Genomic DNA, 14927 nt, shown 5'->3' with positions numbered 1-14927 from the left:
CAACCACCCGCAAGGAGAGTCATCTCATGCAACACAGCCAAGTGTCCCCCAACGCGCGCCAGCAACTGGCCGAGACCGTGGTCCTGAACAAGGCCCGCCTGGGCCTGTCCTGGCAGGATCTGGCCGACGGCACCGGTCTCGCCCTGACCTTCGTCACCGCCGCCCTGCTCGGCCAGCATGCCCTGCCAGAGGCGGCGGCGCGCAAGGTCGCCGCCCAACTCGGCCTGGACGACGACGCGGTGCTCCTGCTGCAAAGCATCCCGCTGCGCGGCAGCATTCCCGGCGGCATTCCCAGCGACCCGACCATCTATCGCTTCTACGAGATGCTGCAAGTCTACGGCAGCACCCTGAAGGCGCTGGTCCACGAACAGTTCGGCGACGGCATCATCAGCGCGATCAACTTCAAGCTGGACATCAAGAAGGTCGAGGACCCGGAAGGCGGCTCGCGGGCGGTGATCACCCTCGACGGCAAGTACCTGCCGACCAAGCCGTTCTGAAGCGTCGCGCCGCCCGGCTCGCCGCCGGGCGGCGCCTCAGCGGCTGGCGATGCTGATCCAGTAGGGCCCGTGGTAGTCGATCCGGATCGGCAGGCTCTGCTCCAGCAGTGCCAGCGCCACGCCGCTGTCATCCAGCGGGTAGATGCCACTGACGCGCAGCGCCGCCGCGTCGTCGGCGACGCTGATGATGCCGCGGCGATAGGCGCGCAACGCCTCCAGCACCTCCCCCAGCGGGCGGTCGCGGACCTCCAGCCGGCCATCCAGCCAGGCGCTCTCGCCGCCTTCGACAGGACCTCGGGCGAGAATCGCCGAGGCGTCGAAACGGGCGCTCTGGCCGCGCTCCAGCAGGCATTGCCGTCCGTCGGCGGTGGTGATCCGCACCCGCGACTCGAGCACCACCACTCGCGAGCTGGCGCCGTCATCGCTGACCTGGAAGCGGGTTCCCTGCGCCTCGACCTGGCCACGCCCGGTGTCGACGACGAACGGCCGCGCCGGATCCCGTGCCACTTCAACCAGCAGGCGGCCCTCGCGTAAGCGCAGGCGACGCCGGTAGCCATCGAATTCGGGGCGTACCCGGCTGCGCGCGTCCAGCACCAGTTGGCTGCCATCCTCCAGGCGGAAGCTCTGGCGTTGTCCGGTGCCGGTATACAGGTCGCCGGGCCAGGGGAAGCCGACGATGCCGATCCGCCCCAGCGCCAGCGTCGCCACACCGAACGCCGCCAGGGCGAGGCTGCGCTGGAGAAACCGGCGACGGGCGGACGGCGCCTCGAGGGCTCCGATCAGTTGCTCGGCGCGCAAGCCGTGCAAGGGCTCGTCGCGAAACGACTGCAAGCCCAGGCTGAGCCGGTCGAACACCGCACCGTGCTCGGCATCGGCCTGGCGCCACTGCTGGAACGCCAGGCGCTCCTCGGCGCCGGCATGGCCGGATTGCAGCAGCGCCATCCACTGCGCCGCTTCGTCGAGGATGCGTTCTCGCCTTCCCTGGCTCATTCGGCAAGTACCTGGTAGCACTGCTTGAAGCCCTCGACCATGTACTGGTGGATGCGGCTGACGGAAACCTCCAGCAAGCCGGCGATCTCCACGTAGGTCAGTCCGCCGATCTGGCTATGGATGAAGGCGGCGCGGGCCTTCGGCGACAGCCCGGCGAGCATGCGCTCCAGGCGCAGCAGGGTTTCCACCACCTGGGCCTGCTCCTCGGCGGACGGCGCGAGGGCCTCCGGAAGACCGGCCAGGCTTTCCAGGTAGGCGCGTTCCAGGTCCTGGCGCCGCCAGCCGTCGTACATCAACCGGCGGGCGATGGTGGTGAGCAGCGCGCGCGGCTCGCGGATGCTTGCCGGGTCCGGCAGGGCAAGGACCTTGAGGAAGGTTTCCGAGGCGATGTCCTCGGCGCTGTGGGGGCAGCCGAGGTAGCGCCGCAGGCGCCCGCTCAGCCAGGAATAGTCGTTCTGGAACATCAGGCCGACGAGGCGATTGCGTGTCTGATCCATGCCCATTCCGCACTCTCGTGCTACGGGCCTGCGCCACCGGGCGTCGGGGTGGCAGGCGAAACCTTGATCGGCGGGAGGCGGCGCCGACGTCGGATTGCACGTGTCCCTCCCGCAAACAGCGATGGCAGGCCGCCGGGCCTGCGCGGAAGGCAATATGCCGCAGAAGCCCGAACGCAAAAAAGAATATTAATTAAGGTGTACTTAACTTTTTGGCATTAGAAGATCGCCATCCCGCGACGACTGTCGTCATTCCTTACGAAATGGCAACGCCGCGATCCGCCGAAAGCGGCATACTCGTCAGCTTGTTTCGCCGCGTCGACAACGCCCGTACCAATGTCCGCCTCGCTCCCCAACGCCCCCCCGCCTGACGAAGCCCTGCCCCTGGTCCTGGCCGGTCCCCTGCTGCGCCGCGCAGAGCCCGGACGCCTGGTGTTCTGGCTGGCCACGTCATGCCCGACGACCATCGAACTGATCCTCGCCAGCGAAGGCGAGGCGGAGCGGCGGGTCCGGCTCGCGGAAGGAACCCACTCGGCCATCCGCATCGGCACCCATGCCTGGCTGCACCTGCTGGATGCCGCCCTCGACCCGCCGTTGCCCTGCGCCCGTCTGGTCGACTACGACCTGCGCCTCACCGCCGACGGCCGGGAGCCCGCGGGAATCGCCGAATGGGCGCCGCATCTGCTCTACCCCGGTCGCCAGCGCGCCAGCCTGGTGCTCAAGCCACGTCTCGACCAGTTGCTCCACGGCTCCTGCCGCAAGCCGCATCACCCAGCGGCCGATGGCCTGCTGCAGGTCGACCGGCTGCTGGAGGAAAACCTGCTGCAGGCCGAAAGCCGCCCGGCGTTGCTGATGATGAGCGGCGACCAGGTCTACGCCGACGACGTCGCCGGGCCGATGCTGGTGGCCATCCATGGGCTGATCCACCGCCTCGGCCTGTACGGCGAACACCTGGAAGGCGCACTGGTGAACGACAGCGAGGCACTCTACGCGCACCCGGCCACCTACTACCGGCGCGAGGACCTGCTGCCCGCCTTCGAGTCCAACGAAGCCCTGCGCGAGCGCTTCTTCGGCGGGGTGAAGAAACCGATCTTCACCTCGGCCAACGCCCACAACCACCTGGTCGGCCTGGCCGAGGTGCTGGCGATGTACCTGCTGGTCTGGTCGCCGGCGCCCTGGCGCCTGGTCAGGCTGGAACCGCCGCCGGGGCTGGATGCGCGGCACGTCCAGCGCTTCGCCGGCGAGCGCCGGCACATCGAAGCCTTCCGCGATGGCCTGCCCCGCGTGGCGCGGGCTTTGGCGCATATCTCGTCGCTGATGATCTTCGACGACCACGACATCACCGACGACTGGAACCTTTCCGCGCGCTGGGAACTGACCGCCTACGGCCATCCGTTCTCCCGGCGGATCATCGGCAACGCCCTGCTCGCCTACCTGCTCTGCCAGGGCTGGGGCAACGACCCGCAGCATTGCGGCGAATGGCTGGCGCCGGTCGCGGCCCTGATGGAGGGCGCCGCGGCAGACGGCCGGCTGCCCTGCGCCGAGCAGGACCGCCTGCTCGGCGCCCTGCTCGACTTCCAGCACTGGCACTACCGGTTGCCTGGCAGCCCGACCCTGATCGTCCTCGACACGCGCACCCGCCGCTGGCGCAGCGAGCGCAACCTGGGCCGGCCCTCCGGGCTGATGGACTGGGAGGCGCTGAGTGAATTCCAGCAGGACCTGCTCGGCGAAAAGGCGGCGATCATCGTGTCGCCGGCGCCGATGTTCGGGGTCAAGCTGATCGAGGGCGTGCAGAAGCTCTTCAGCTGGATCGGCCAGCCGCTGCTGGTCGATGCGGAAAACTGGATGGCCCATCGCGGCGCGGCCTCGGTGATGATGAACATCTTCCGCCACTCGCGTACGCCGGGTAACTACCTGATCCTTTCCGGCGACGTGCATTACTCCTTCGTCTACGACATCCGGATTCGCCATCGCGAGCGCGGGCCCCGGCTCTGGCAGATCACCAGCAGCGGGATCAAGAACGAATTCCCGCGGCGCCTGCTGGACTGGTTCGACCGCCTCAATCGCTGGCTCTATGCGCCCTGGTCGCCGCTGAACTGGCTGACCCAGCGGCGCAGCCTGGAAATCCACCCACGCGTTCCGCAGCACAGCCAGGCCGGCGAGCGCCTGTGGAACAGCGCCGGGATCGGCCAGGTATTCATTGGCGAGGACGGCCGGCCGCGCGCGGTGTTGCAGGTCAATGCCGATGGCTCGCCGGCGACCGCCTTCGAGCGACATCGCGACGTCGAAGACGAACGAGCGGACCAGTCGCCGGTCGCGCCGGGTCGCTGAGAGGCCAGAACAAGGGGGACGGGCGGAAGCCGCGCCGGGTCATCCGCCCGCCCGGTTGCAGAACGGCCGCTCCTGCACGTCCAGGGTCGCCGCCAGCGCCTGCCAGAGCACCTCGGCGAAGACCCGCTGGGCGTCGCCGGCCAGGTACGCCTGCATGGCCGCGTCATCGCTCCACTCGCTGTGCAACAACCACAGGTCGGCGTCCCCGTCCGCCTGGCGCAGTTCGTAGCGCAGGCAACCGGGCGCGGCCTGGCCCGCCTGCGCCAGCTCTTGCAGGCGCAGGCCGAGGCGGTGCGACTGGCCGCTGCGGGCGCGAATGCTGACCAGGTGACTGGGCCGATTGAACGCTGGCATGCTCTCTGCCTCCTCGACATGGATTCGCCGCTGCGCAAGCGGCACCAGGAGTGGAAGGGCCGGCGGCGCCGAGACGCCGGCCGGCCGCTGTGGGGTGTAAGGGTGACGCATGTGCCCTGCCTCCGATTACCAGTTGCCGGGATGGGTCCGCCGCGCCAGCGTGCCGCCCGCGGCGGTGCTGGCAGGCGAACGGAAGGCACCCGGCGCGCGCTCCGGCGGCATGCCGCCCGATGACAGTCTGGCCTGTTGATTTGACATAGGTGTGTCCCCCTGCATGTGTTTCCCATCGGCATGACGGAGATTCCGCCATGCCAGCCAGATTAGGGGGACGGCGCGGGGAATCGGTAGACGGATACTGTCGGGTTCTTGCCTGAAACTGCCGCGTTCCGGTTTTTTCTCATCCGCTTGCGCCCTGTGCGACGAGCTGGCTTGCCTGTTCCTGGCGAATGCTTGCCCGATCCTGCCATCGCGCATCGCGATGAGTGCCTGCCGCCGCGGCGCGCGCTAGTCTTGGGAAGGTTTCCCCCGCGAGTCCCCGCATGAGCGAAAACACCCCGCTTCTTTCCGTCGAGCTCCCCGCCGAACTGCGCCAGCGCCAGAGCGAACTGGCGCAGTTGCTGCTCAAGCACTGTCCCAGCGACGGTGTCTACGGCACCGCCGTCGCCCCCCTCGCCCTGATTCGCGCCGACGGCCCCACCCTGCCGGCACGCGGCATGCACAAGCCTGCCCTGTGCATCATCGCCCAGGGCCGCAAGGAGGTGCAGTTGGCCGAGGAACGCTATATCTACGATCCGCTGCACTACCTGGTGGTATCGGTCACCCTGCCGCTGGCCGGCCAGGTGATCGACGCCTCACCGGATGCGCCCTACCTCTGTGTCCGGCTGGATATCGACCCGGCGGAAATCACCCAGCTGATCTCCGACGCCGGGCCCATGGAAGTGGCCAGCCGGCGCGGCGACCGCGGCCTCTACGTCGACCGTATCGACGCCAGCCTGCTGGATGCGGTGCTGCGCCTGATCCATCTGCTGGACAGCCCGCGCGACATCCCGATGCTGGCGCCGCTGATCCTCCGCGAGATTTTCTACCGGCTGCTGCGCAGCGGCCAGGGCCAGCGCCTGCACGAGATCGCCATCGCCGACAGCCAGGCCCACCGCATCACCCGCGCCATCGACTGGATCAACCAGAACTACGGCAAGCCGCTGCGCATCGAGCAACTGGCCCAGGTGGTCAACCTCAGCCCCTCGACCCTGCACCACCGCTTCAAGGCCGTGACCGCGATGAGCCCGTTGCAGTACCAGAAGCAGCTGCGCTTGCAGGAAGCGCGCCGACTGATCTTCAGCGAGGGCCTGGAAGTGGCCGCCGCCGGCTACCGGGTCGGCTACGAAAGCCCGTCGCAGTTCAGCCGCGAGTACAGCCGGCTGTTCGGCGCCCCGCCGCTGCGCGACCTGGCGCGGGCGCGCAACACCGCCTAGGGGAACGCGCCAGCGGCCGCGACGGTCAATCGGGAAGCGGCGGGATACCTTCGTCGCCCCGACCGACCTTGCGCAACCGCCCCGACCATGACCCGAGCCCTGCCCCTGCTCCTGCTTGCCCTGTCCCTTCCCGCCGCGGCGACGGACAGCGAGTCGTTCGCCCGCCGCTACCTGGCCTATGTCCATGCCGTCGGCCAGCACAGCGAACGACTCTGGCCCGGCTGGCGGATGGCCGACAAGGCCTTCCTCTACAGCGATGGCCGCAGCACCTGGGTCGCCGATGCCGAAGGCCGCGCGCAGCGCACCACGGTGGCGGGCGACAGCGACCCGGATCTCGACCTGAGCTATGCCTTTCCGCGTTACCGGGGCCGTCCGGCGGTGCTGCTGCAGATCAGCGCCGCGCACCTGCGGAGCAATACCGGCAATAGCGAGACGCTGGCCGCCATCGGCCCGCACGAAGCCTTCCATCGCTACGCCCAGGAAGACTGGCCGGGGCTGCGCAAGCCCGGTGGCTATCGCGGCGACCTGGCCACGCTCGACCCGCGCCCGCGGGAATACCGCTATGCCCTGTTCCAGTCGCTGCTCCAGGCCTTGCGCACGCCCGGGCAGCGCGACAGCTACCTGAGCGACGCCCAGGGCTGGCTGCGCCGCTGGCGCGAAGCGGCTCCCGAGGAAAGCCGGCTGGCGGCGCAGGTCGATCTCAGCGAAGGCACCGCGCGCTACATCGAGATGGCCGCCGCCGCGCGCTACCGCAGCGATTTCGCCGAGGATCCGCGACGCTATCGGCAGGCGCTGCGGGAGTACGCGCTGGCCTTCTACGATGCCAACGAGATCGGCGTCGGCGTCGACAGCGAAGCCTACGAGATCGGCGCGCTGGCCGGAGTGCTGCTGGACCTGCGCGACGACGGGGACTGGAAGGAAGCCGCGATGGCCGGCACCTGGCCGCTGGACTACCTGCTGCGCGACCAGCCTCCGGCCTGGAGCGAACTCCCCGACGACGCGCGGGCGCGCGGCGAGCGCTACCGGCGCGAGATGGGCGCCACCCGCCAGCGCCTGGTCGAGTTGCAGGAGGCCTTCGCCGACCCACGGCGACCGCTGCTGGTGATCCCGCAACCGCGACGCACCATCGGCTTCGCCACGGCGGCCAGCGAGGTGCGCGGGGGCTTCTACGTCCTTGCCGACGGGCCGTTCCGCCAGGCCTACCTCGGCGCGCGCTGGAGTTTCGGCGAGCTGACCCTGGACGGCATCGACTACCTGGAGGGCGACGCCGAGGCGTACTGCCCGGGCTACGGCCGTTCGGCGCTGATTCCGTTGCGCGGAGGCGATTGGCGCGAGGGCACGCTGGCGCCGGAAGAACCCGGCCTGCGCGGCCGCCTGGCGACTGCTCGCAGCCTCGTCGACGGGCGGACCCTCTATTGCGCGGCGGAGAATGCTCCTTGAGGGCCGACAACGGCGCTACAATGCCCGCTCGCCGCCGCAACCCCGCCGAGGGCTCGCCATGAAGTTCCTGCTGATCGGGCTGATCCGCTTCTACCAGTACGCAATCAGCCCGCTGATCGGTCCCCGCTGCCGCTTCTACCCCAGTTGCTCGCACTACACCCTGGAAGCCATCCGCGTGCATGGCGCGCTGCGAGGCGGCTACCTCGGAGCGCGCCGGCTGCTGCGCTGCCACCCCTGGCACCCGGGCGGCTACGACCCGGTTCCGGAGCGCCAGGAACAGGCGTGCGCCTGCCACAGAACGGCAAAGCCCGGCAAATGAAGCCGGCGAAAAGATCGCAACGGCGACATCCCGCACATAACCGGACCCGCCGGTCGACATGCGGAATTGATAAAACATATCATTCAGGGTCCATCTCCCCGGCTATCGCCCGGCGCCCCCATGCGCCAGGCGACGCCTGGGAGCTCCGCTCAAACGTTTCATCCTGAGGCACCGATGCCCCGTCATCCCTTCTCCCCTTCCTTCCTCGCCGCCAGCGTCTTCTGCGCCGCCACCCCGGCCCTCGCCGCGCTGCAACCGATCGCCGAGGCGCCGCTGGCCGGCGAAACCGAGTTCCGCTGCCAGTTCAACGCCGACAACAGCACCGATTGCGTGAGCACCTACAGCTTCACCATCCTCAAGCCGAGCGGCCGCGAGATGCTCTCGCGCATCGATCGCAGCTACGCGGAGACCGATAGCCTGATCGTGGAGAAGGCCGAGCTGACCCAGCCCGGCGGCAAGCCGGTGCCGCTGGACCAGTCGCAGATCGATACGCGCACCGCGCCGAACCCGGACCAGGGCTTCCTGCGCGAACGCCAGACCTCCCTGGCGTTCCCCAACCTGCGCGTCGGCACCCGCATCAGCTACACCCTGCGCGAGCACTTCACCGCCAAGCCGCTGAGCACCCAGTTCCACTACATCCTCAGCCGCCCGCCGATGCCGGTGCGCGACGACCGCTTCGTCGCCGAGTTCAAGGCCGAGCGGCCGATCTTCGTGCGCAGCGAGCTGATGGACGCCTATCGCATCGAACAGAGCGCCGACAAGAAGACCCTCAAGGTCAGCCTGAAAAAGCCGCAATACACCAACTACATCAACGAAGCCGGCAACGCCTACCTGCGCCATACCCCGCGCCTGGAGCTGGGCAGTTCGCTGGACCTGCAGGACAACTTCGGCCCGTTCGCCGCGCGCTACAACGAGATCCTCGCCGCGGAGCTGCCCAAGGGCGCCGCGGCGGCCGTCGCCGCGGTGAAGGGCAAGCCGGCCCGCGGGCAGGTCGCCGGCCTGATGCAGTACATCAACGACACCTACCGCTACCTGGGCGACTGGCGCGCCAGCGAGCGCGGCTACGTGCCTTTCTCCCTGGCGGAGATCGAGCGCAATGGCTATGGCGACTGCAAGGACCTGGCGATCCTCCTCGGCGCCATGCTCAAGGCCGCCGGGATCAAGGCCGAACCGACCCTGGTCAGCCGCGGCGACGTGGTCTGGGACCTGCTGGTGCCCGGCATGTACGCGCCGAACCATGCCATCGTCCGCGCCGAGGTGGACGGCAAGACCTGGTGGCTGGACCCGACCAACCCGGTGTTCGCTCCCGGCCGCATCATGCCCGACATCCAGCAGCGCTGGGCGCTGGTGCTGGGCGCCGACGGCAAGGTGCGGCGCGACGAGATTCCCCTGGAAGCGCCCGGCGACACCCTGCGCGTGACCCGTAGCGAGCATTACACCCATGACGGCGAAGCCCGGATCGAATCGCGTGTGGAACTTTCCAACGCCCCGCTGATGCAGCTCAGCGTCGCCGATCGCCAGCGCGGCCGCACCAGCACCGACCAGGACCTGTGCCGCAACTTCGCCAAGGAAGGCAGCGACTGCGTGCTGGAGCGCGACGACAGCCAGTTCGTGCTGCCGCCCAGCTATACGATCAGTGCCAGGCTTACCGACCGCCGCGCCCTCGACCGGCTCGGCGGAGAGTATTTCTACAACCGCCAGGACCTGGCCAGCCAGTGGGATGCCTTCGCCAAGTACCGTAGCGAAGGCCAGTTGGCCGAGCTGTACCTGGGCGAACCGCAGATCACCTCCTACGACATCAGCCTGTCCGGCGGCAAGACCGACGAGCCGGCGCACAGTTGCGAGATCCGCAGCCCCTGGTTCGACATCGACCTGCAGGCCGAACCGGCCAAGGACGGCGGCTACCACTATCGTTATCGGGAAGTGCAGAAGACCAGTTGGCTCAACCACGACGAGATCAACAGCGCCGAGTTCGGCAAGCTGATCGAGCAGAGCCGCGGTTGCGTCGAGCAACTGCGCCTGGTGGTCAAGCTCGACAAGCCGTCCTGACCGCAGCGCGCCCGCTGCGGCGGGCGCCTGCGCCTTCAGTCGCGCAGCGGCATACGCAGCTGCAGGACATTGCCCTCGGGATCGATGGCGTCGCAAACCTGGTGGCCAGCGAACGACCAGGCCTGCTCCGGCGGCGCCAGACTACCGCCAAGAGTTGCCAGACGCCGGCGCAGCAAGGCCAGGTCGGCGACGAAGAACACCGGCTTGATCGCGCAGTTCCCGCGCCGAGCGCCCTGCCCCGTTGCCTGGGCCCGCTGCGCGGCGGGCGTGACCAGCAGCACCAGTTCGAAAGCCTCCCCGCACAGCACCCGGTGCTCATGGTCGCCCGCCGAGATCGCCAGGTCGAACGCCTGCCCATAGAACCGCGCCATTTTTTCCAGATCGGCGACGTACAGCACCATTCCGCTGGCATGCATGCGGCTCACTCCTGCCAATCGAGCCGCAGCCCGGACTCGAACATACGCGTCTCCCCGCTCAGCGGGTCGTCGAAGCGCAGCCCCCTGGCCAGCAGCTTGAGCGGCCGCCGGTAGTCGTCGGGGCTGTCCTCGGCGTCCAACAGCTCGGGATAGAACCCGTCGTTCTGGATACCCGCGCCGAGTGCCGCGAGGTGCACGCGCAACTGGTGCTTCTTGCCGGTCACCGGATACAACCGGTAGCGCCACCAGCGGCCGTTGCGCTCGGCGACCTCGATGCGTGTCTCGCTGTTCGGCTCGCCCTCGCCTTCGCGCATGCGGAAGAACGGCTCGCCGGGCACCAGGCGGGTCCTGCGCAGCAACGGGAAGTCCAGTTGCGGCAAGGCCGGAGCGATCGCTTCGTAGTACTTGTCGATGCGCCGCTCGCGGAACAGCGCCTGGTAGCGCCCGCGGCTGCCGGGATTGGTCGAGAACAGCACCAGCCCGGCGGTATGCCGGTCGATCCGATGCAGCGGCACCAGGTCGCGATTACCGGTGCTGCGGGCCAGCCGCGCCAGGAGCGTCTGTTCGACGTAGCCGCCGGCCGGCATCACCGGCAGGAAGTGCGGCTTGTCCGCCACCAGCAGATGCTCGTCGCGATACAGGATGCGCGCCTCGAAAGGAATCGGTGCCTCCACCGGCAACTCGCGGAAGTAGTGCACACGCAGGCCTTCGCGATACGCCGCCTGCGGGCCCAGCGCATGCCCCTCGGCGTCCAGCACCCGGCCCCGCTGCATGCGCGCCAGCCAGGTGGCGCGGTCGATGGCCGGGAAACGCGCGCAGAGACAGTCGAGTACGGTGCTCCAGGGGCCGGCCGGCAGATGCAGGGTACTGGCGCGGAGACTGGCGTCGGGCAAGGAAGGAGACGACATGCGGCAACTCGGGAAGGACGGGCGACCATTAGGCCGCAGCGCGGCGCACAGGTCAAAGCACGCCGGGGCGAAACGAAGAAACCGCCCGAAGGCGGTTTCTTCCGTGACCCAGGGAGCGAATCAGGCGGCGCTCGCCTTGCGCTCTTCCGCCTGGCAGGCGGCTGCGGTGAACAGCACGTCGGTCGAGGAGTTCAGCGCGGTCTCCGCGGAGTCCTGGAGGATCGCGATGATGAAGCCTACCGCCACCACCTGCATCGCCACCTCGCTGGGAATCCCGAACAGGCTGCAGGCCAGCGGGATCAGCAGCAGCGAACCGCCGGCCACGCCGGACGCGCCGCAGGCGCAGATCGACGCCACCACGCTGAGCAGGATCGCGGTCGGTACGTCCACGGCGATGCCCAGGGTATGCACCGCTGCCAGAGTCAGCACGGTAATGGTGATCGCCGCGCCGGCCATGTTGATGGTCGCGCCCAGCGGGATCGATACCGAATAGGTGTCTTCGTGCAGGCCCAGGCGCTCGCAGAGCTGCAGGTTGACCGGGATATTGGCCGCCGAGCTGCGGGTGAAGAACGCGGTCATGCCGCTTTCGCGCAGGCAGGTCAGCACCAGCGGATAGGGATTGCGGCGGATCTTCAGGAACACGATCAGCGGGTTGACCACGAAGGCCACGAACAGCATGCAGCCGAGCAACACCACCAGCAGGTGGGCGTAGCCTTTCAGGGCCTCGACGCCGGACTCGGCGAAGGTCGAGGCGACCAGGCCGAAGATGCCCAGCGGGGCGAAGCGGATCACCACCTTGACGATCAGCGAGACGCCGTTGGACAGCTCGGAGAGCAGGTTGCGGGTGGTATCGCTGGCGTGGCGGAAGGCGATGCCGAGGCCGATGGCCCAGGCCAGGATGCCGATGAAGTTGGCCGAGATCAGGGCGTTGACCGGGTTGTCCACCACGCTCAGCAGCAGGGACTGGAGCACCTCGGCGATGCCGCCCGGAGGCGACATCTCGCCCGGATGGCTGGCCAGCACCAGGCTCGAGGGGAAGGCGAAGCTGGCGATCACCGCCACCACCGCGGCGCTGAAGGTGCCGACCAGGTACAGCAGCAGGATCGGCCGGATATGGGTCTGCTGGCCTTGCTTGTGGTTGGCGATGGATGCCATCACCAGGACGAACACCAATACCGGCGCGACGGCCTTCAGCGCGGAAACGAAGACCTTGCCGATGAAGCCGACCTTGAGCGCGGCGGCCGGGAAAAAGCTGGCGAGCAGCAGGCCGGCGATCAGGCCGACGATGATCTGGCCCACCAGGCTGGTACGCGTCAGCAGATGAAGCAGGGGACGTTCAGGGTATGTCATGCAGATTTCTACTCTTATAGGTGTGTCGAAGGCCGGCCCAGGCAGCTTCCATGCCGAACGACCCTGTGCCGTTCCGCCCCCGCGAAGGGATGGTTCGAGCGAGCCGGGTAGTCTAGGGAAGGACACGCAGCACCACAGGAAACACCGACCAGCGGATACCGGGCTCCCCCGTCACGGCCATCGAACCGGATCGGGACGGCGTGGATTCTAGCCGTGTCTGCGCTTTTTGGGGGCGTCCAATTCTGTCTGGATTCGGACATGTCGTCGCAGGCGCATTGCCAGCCGGGAGGCCGGAAATCCCTGTGAAAAGGAGGGAAAACGCGGAATTCGCTGTCTGCAGATAGCCAAAGCCCGCCATGAGGCGGGCTTCAGATGGGGGGCTAGTCCGTTAGCCATGGGTCCATGATTGACCCGTCACCGTGAAAATTTCGTGAAGATTACCAATCTTTTTCCTTCACATTTCCGCTGAATCCATTCACCGCTCGCCTCACTGGGTCGGGCTCAGCTCGCTCTCCTGGAAGCGCGGCGGCGGACGGCTGAAGCTGCGAGTCAGGTAGAACAGGTAGCCGAAGCCCAGTCCGGCCCAGATCAGCCCCATCACCAGCGAGGTGCTTTCCAGGTTGAGCCAGAGCACCGCGACGATGGCCGCGCCGAGCAATGGCAGGACCAGGTAGTGGAAATGCTCCTTGAGGCTGCGGTTGCGCCCGCCGCGCACATAGAAATGCACGATCACCGATAGATTGACGAAGGTGAAGGCCACCAGGGCGCCGAAATTGATCAGCGCGGTCGCCGTCACCAGGTCGAAGGAGATCGCCGAGAGCGCCACCATGCCCACGATGAGCACGTTGATCGACGGCGTACGCCATTTCGGATGGACGAAGCCGAAGATCCGCTCCGGCAGCACGTTGTCCCGCCCCATCACGTACAGCAGGCGCGACACGCTGGCCTGGGAGGCCAGGCCCGACGCCAGGGTATTGATGAAGGTGGCGCAGAGGAAGATCGACTGGAACAGCTTGCCGCCGACGTACAGGGCGATTTCCGGCAGCGCCGCGTCGGGTTCCTTGAAACGTACGTTGGTCGGGAAATAGGACTGCAGGAAGTACGACACGGTGATGAAGATCACCCCGCCGTACAGCGCGGTGAGGAAGATCGCCCGCGGGATCACCTTGGCGGCGTCGCGGGTTTCCTCGGACAGCGTGGTCACCGCGTCGAAACCGAGGAAAGAGAAGCAGAGGATCGTCGCCCCTGCCACCATCGCCGAGAGATGCGCGTGCTCGGAGAAGAACGGCTGGGTACTGAGCACCGTGGCGGTCCCCTCCCCGTTGTTCAGGCCGTGGATCACCAGGCCGATGAAGACCACGATGATCGCCAGCTGGACCAGCACGAAGACGGTGTTGAAATTGGCGACCAGGTTCACGCTCTTGATGTTGATGAGGGTCATGATCAGCACGAACATCACCACCCAGATCCACGGGGCGACCTCGGGGAACAGTGCGGTCAGGTAGATCTTCGCCAGCAGCGCGTTGATCATCGGCAGGAACAGGTAGTCCAGCAGCGACGACCAGCCGACCATGAAGCCGACGTGGGGATTGATCGCCCGTTGTGCATAGGTATAGGCCGAGCCTGCGGTGGGGAACTGGCGGACCAGCTTGCCGTAGCTGATCGCGGTGAACAGCACGCCGGCGAGGGCCAGCAGGTAGGCGGTGGGCACGTGTCCCTGGGAAATCCCGGAAACGATGCCGAAGGTGTCGAAGACGGTCATCGGGGTCAGGTAGGCCAACCCGATCATGACGATCTGCCACAGCTTGAGGGACTTGCGAAGCTGGGTTCGTTCTGCGGCGGGGGGAGGATTCGACATGGGTATGCTTGCCTCGATTTCTTCTTTTTCTAATGCACAGCAAAGGAAGGCGGACGGGCGGAAACCGCAGGCTTGCCGCCGTCTACCTTCAGCAAGGGTGGGAACCTCGACGGAAGAACGGGCGGGCGGCGCCGGTGCGGAGCCGCCCGCCCATGCTCACACGGTGTGCAGGTACCAGTTGTACTCGAGGTCGGAGATCGAGTACTCGAACTCCTCCAGCTCGCTTTCCTTGCAGGCGACGAAGATGTCGATGTACTTCGGATCGATGTACTTCGCCAGAATCTCGCTGTCGTCCAGTTCGCGCAGGGCGTCGCGCAGGTTGTTCGGCAGGCTCGGCTCCAGCTGCTCGTAGGAGTTGCCTTCGATCGGGGCACCCGGCTCGACCTTGTTGGTCAGCCCGTGGTGCACCCCGGCAAGCACCGAGGCCAGCAGCAGGTAGGGGTTGGCGT

The 14927-nt window shown here is 67.6% G+C and carries 13 protein-coding genes and 1 pseudogene; 6 read left to right on the top strand and 8 right to left on the bottom strand.

Translation table 11 applies throughout. The annotated features are described in order from the left end of the window. Positions 1-26 precede the first annotated feature (26 nt). Positions 27-497: a cyanase gene (gene cynS / locus HMPREF2886_RS15945; protein WP_003088707.1), complete on the top strand. Its 471-nt coding sequence runs from the start codon at positions 27-29 to the stop codon at positions 495-497. A 36-nt stretch (positions 498-533) separates the two neighbouring features. Here the strand turns inward: cynS and HMPREF2886_RS15940 are convergent, their stop codons facing one another. Beyond that, the gene (locus HMPREF2886_RS15940) at positions 534-1487 is read right to left on the bottom strand and encodes a FecR family protein (protein ID WP_070747812.1); all 954 of its coding nucleotides are present in this window, start codon (positions 1485-1487) and stop codon (positions 534-536) included. Then, a complete protein-coding gene (locus HMPREF2886_RS15935) occupies positions 1484-1990 on the bottom strand; it encodes a sigma-70 family RNA polymerase sigma factor (RefSeq protein WP_003088700.1) in 507 nt (168 codons plus the stop codon). The genes HMPREF2886_RS15940 and HMPREF2886_RS15935 overlap by 4 nt, the downstream gene beginning before the upstream one ends. A 327-nt stretch (positions 1991-2317) precedes the next feature. On the opposite strand from HMPREF2886_RS15935, the gene HMPREF2886_RS15930 reads away from it, so the two are divergent. After that, positions 2318-4312 (top strand): alkaline phosphatase D family protein, encoded by a 1995-nt coding sequence (locus HMPREF2886_RS15930; RefSeq protein WP_070747809.1) that lies wholly within the window; start codon positions 2318-2320, stop codon positions 4310-4312. Between the two features lie 39 nt (positions 4313-4351). On the opposite strand, the gene HMPREF2886_RS15925 is transcribed toward HMPREF2886_RS15930, so the two are convergent. Continuing rightward, the gene (locus HMPREF2886_RS15925) at positions 4352-4666 is read right to left on the bottom strand and encodes an antibiotic biosynthesis monooxygenase family protein (RefSeq protein ID WP_033978556.1); all 315 of its coding nucleotides are present in this window, start codon (positions 4664-4666) and stop codon (positions 4352-4354) included. 539 nt (positions 4667-5205) lie between these two features. Here HMPREF2886_RS15925 and cmrA point away from each other — a divergent pair. The 4 genes from cmrA to HMPREF2886_RS15905 all read left to right on the top strand — a co-directional run bounded on the left by cmrA (position 5206) and on the right by HMPREF2886_RS15905 (position 9946). Further along, on the top strand, positions 5206-6138 hold the full coding sequence (gene cmrA, locus HMPREF2886_RS15920; protein WP_070747806.1) for an AraC family transcriptional regulator CmrA: 933 nt from the start codon (positions 5206-5208) through the stop codon (positions 6136-6138). Positions 6139-6225: 87 nt separating this feature from the next. Then, on the top strand, positions 6226-7578 hold the full coding sequence (locus HMPREF2886_RS15915; protein ID WP_070747803.1) for a hypothetical protein: 1353 nt from the start codon (positions 6226-6228) through the stop codon (positions 7576-7578). A 58-nt stretch (positions 7579-7636) separates the two neighbouring features. Continuing rightward, on the top strand, positions 7637-7897 hold the full coding sequence (gene yidD / locus HMPREF2886_RS15910) for a membrane protein insertion efficiency factor YidD (protein WP_003106504.1): 261 nt from the start codon (positions 7637-7639) through the stop codon (positions 7895-7897). Between the two features lie 174 nt (positions 7898-8071). Further along, on the top strand, positions 8072-9946 hold the full coding sequence (locus HMPREF2886_RS15905) for a DUF3857 domain-containing transglutaminase family protein (protein ID WP_070747800.1): 1875 nt from the start codon (positions 8072-8074) through the stop codon (positions 9944-9946). 35 nt (positions 9947-9981) lie between these two features. Here the strand turns inward: HMPREF2886_RS15905 and HMPREF2886_RS15900 are convergent, their stop codons facing one another. The 5 genes and pseudogenes from HMPREF2886_RS15900 to HMPREF2886_RS15880 form a co-directional block, all read right to left on the bottom strand. Beyond that, a complete protein-coding gene (locus HMPREF2886_RS15900; RefSeq protein ID WP_052151852.1) occupies positions 9982-10362 on the bottom strand; it encodes a VOC family protein in 381 nt (126 codons plus the stop codon). A 5-nt stretch (positions 10363-10367) separates the two neighbouring features. Next, the gene (locus HMPREF2886_RS15895; RefSeq protein WP_033972470.1) at positions 10368-11270 is read right to left on the bottom strand and encodes an RluA family pseudouridine synthase; all 903 of its coding nucleotides are present in this window, start codon (positions 11268-11270) and stop codon (positions 10368-10370) included. A gap of 120 nt (positions 11271-11390) precedes the next feature. Continuing rightward, positions 11391-12620: a serine/threonine transporter SstT gene (sstT, locus tag HMPREF2886_RS15890; protein ID WP_033972468.1), complete on the bottom strand. Its 1230-nt coding sequence runs from the start codon at positions 12618-12620 to the stop codon at positions 11391-11393. A 487-nt stretch (positions 12621-13107) separates the two neighbouring features. Further along, complete coding sequence (locus HMPREF2886_RS15885) at positions 13108-14478, bottom strand: APC family permease (protein WP_070747796.1); 1371 nt, start codon at positions 14476-14478, stop codon at positions 13108-13110. A gap of 156 nt (positions 14479-14634) precedes the next feature. Continuing rightward, positions 14635-14927: pseudogene (locus HMPREF2886_RS15880) on the bottom strand (glutamine synthetase); the annotation flags it as partial.

Source organism: Pseudomonas sp. HMSC066A08 (assembly GCF_001813025.1).
Classification (GTDB): domain Bacteria; phylum Pseudomonadota; class Gammaproteobacteria; order Pseudomonadales; family Pseudomonadaceae; genus Pseudomonas; species Pseudomonas aeruginosa.
The sequence above is the reverse complement of the archived record's forward strand: the minus strand, read 5'-3'. Positions and strand labels throughout refer to the sequence as shown.

What these genes read in the sequence shown, in the direction of transcription:
- HMPREF2886_RS15930 (WP_070747809.1), top strand. Translation starts at nt 2,318, where the DNA reads ATGTCCGCCTCGCTCCCCAACGCCCCCCCGCCTGACGAAGCCCTGCCC.
- HMPREF2886_RS15925 (WP_033978556.1), bottom strand. Translation starts at nt 4,666, where the DNA reads ATGCCAGCGTTCAATCGGCCCAGTCACCTGGTCAGCATTCGCGCCCGC.
- HMPREF2886_RS15940 (WP_070747812.1), bottom strand. Translation starts at nt 1,487, where the DNA reads ATGAGCCAGGGAAGGCGAGAACGCATCCTCGACGAAGCGGCGCAGTGG.
- HMPREF2886_RS15915 (WP_070747803.1), top strand. Translation starts at nt 6,226, where the DNA reads ATGACCCGAGCCCTGCCCCTGCTCCTGCTTGCCCTGTCCCTTCCCGCC.
- HMPREF2886_RS15905 (WP_070747800.1), top strand. Translation starts at nt 8,072, where the DNA reads ATGCCCCGTCATCCCTTCTCCCCTTCCTTCCTCGCCGCCAGCGTCTTC.
- sstT (WP_033972468.1), bottom strand. Translation starts at nt 12,620, where the DNA reads ATGACATACCCTGAACGTCCCCTGCTTCATCTGCTGACGCGTACCAGC.
- HMPREF2886_RS15935 (WP_003088700.1), bottom strand. Translation starts at nt 1,990, where the DNA reads ATGGGCATGGATCAGACACGCAATCGCCTCGTCGGCCTGATGTTCCAG.
- HMPREF2886_RS15900 (WP_052151852.1), bottom strand. Translation starts at nt 10,362, where the DNA reads ATGCATGCCAGCGGAATGGTGCTGTACGTCGCCGATCTGGAAAAAATG.
- HMPREF2886_RS15895 (WP_033972470.1), bottom strand. Translation starts at nt 11,270, where the DNA reads ATGTCGTCTCCTTCCTTGCCCGACGCCAGTCTCCGCGCCAGTACCCTG.
- yidD (WP_003106504.1), top strand. Translation starts at nt 7,637, where the DNA reads ATGAAGTTCCTGCTGATCGGGCTGATCCGCTTCTACCAGTACGCAATC.
- HMPREF2886_RS15885 (WP_070747796.1), bottom strand. Translation starts at nt 14,478, where the DNA reads ATGTCGAATCCTCCCCCCGCCGCAGAACGAACCCAGCTTCGCAAGTCC.
- cynS (WP_003088707.1), top strand. Translation starts at nt 27, where the DNA reads ATGCAACACAGCCAAGTGTCCCCCAACGCGCGCCAGCAACTGGCCGAG.
- cmrA (WP_070747806.1), top strand. Translation starts at nt 5,206, where the DNA reads ATGAGCGAAAACACCCCGCTTCTTTCCGTCGAGCTCCCCGCCGAACTG.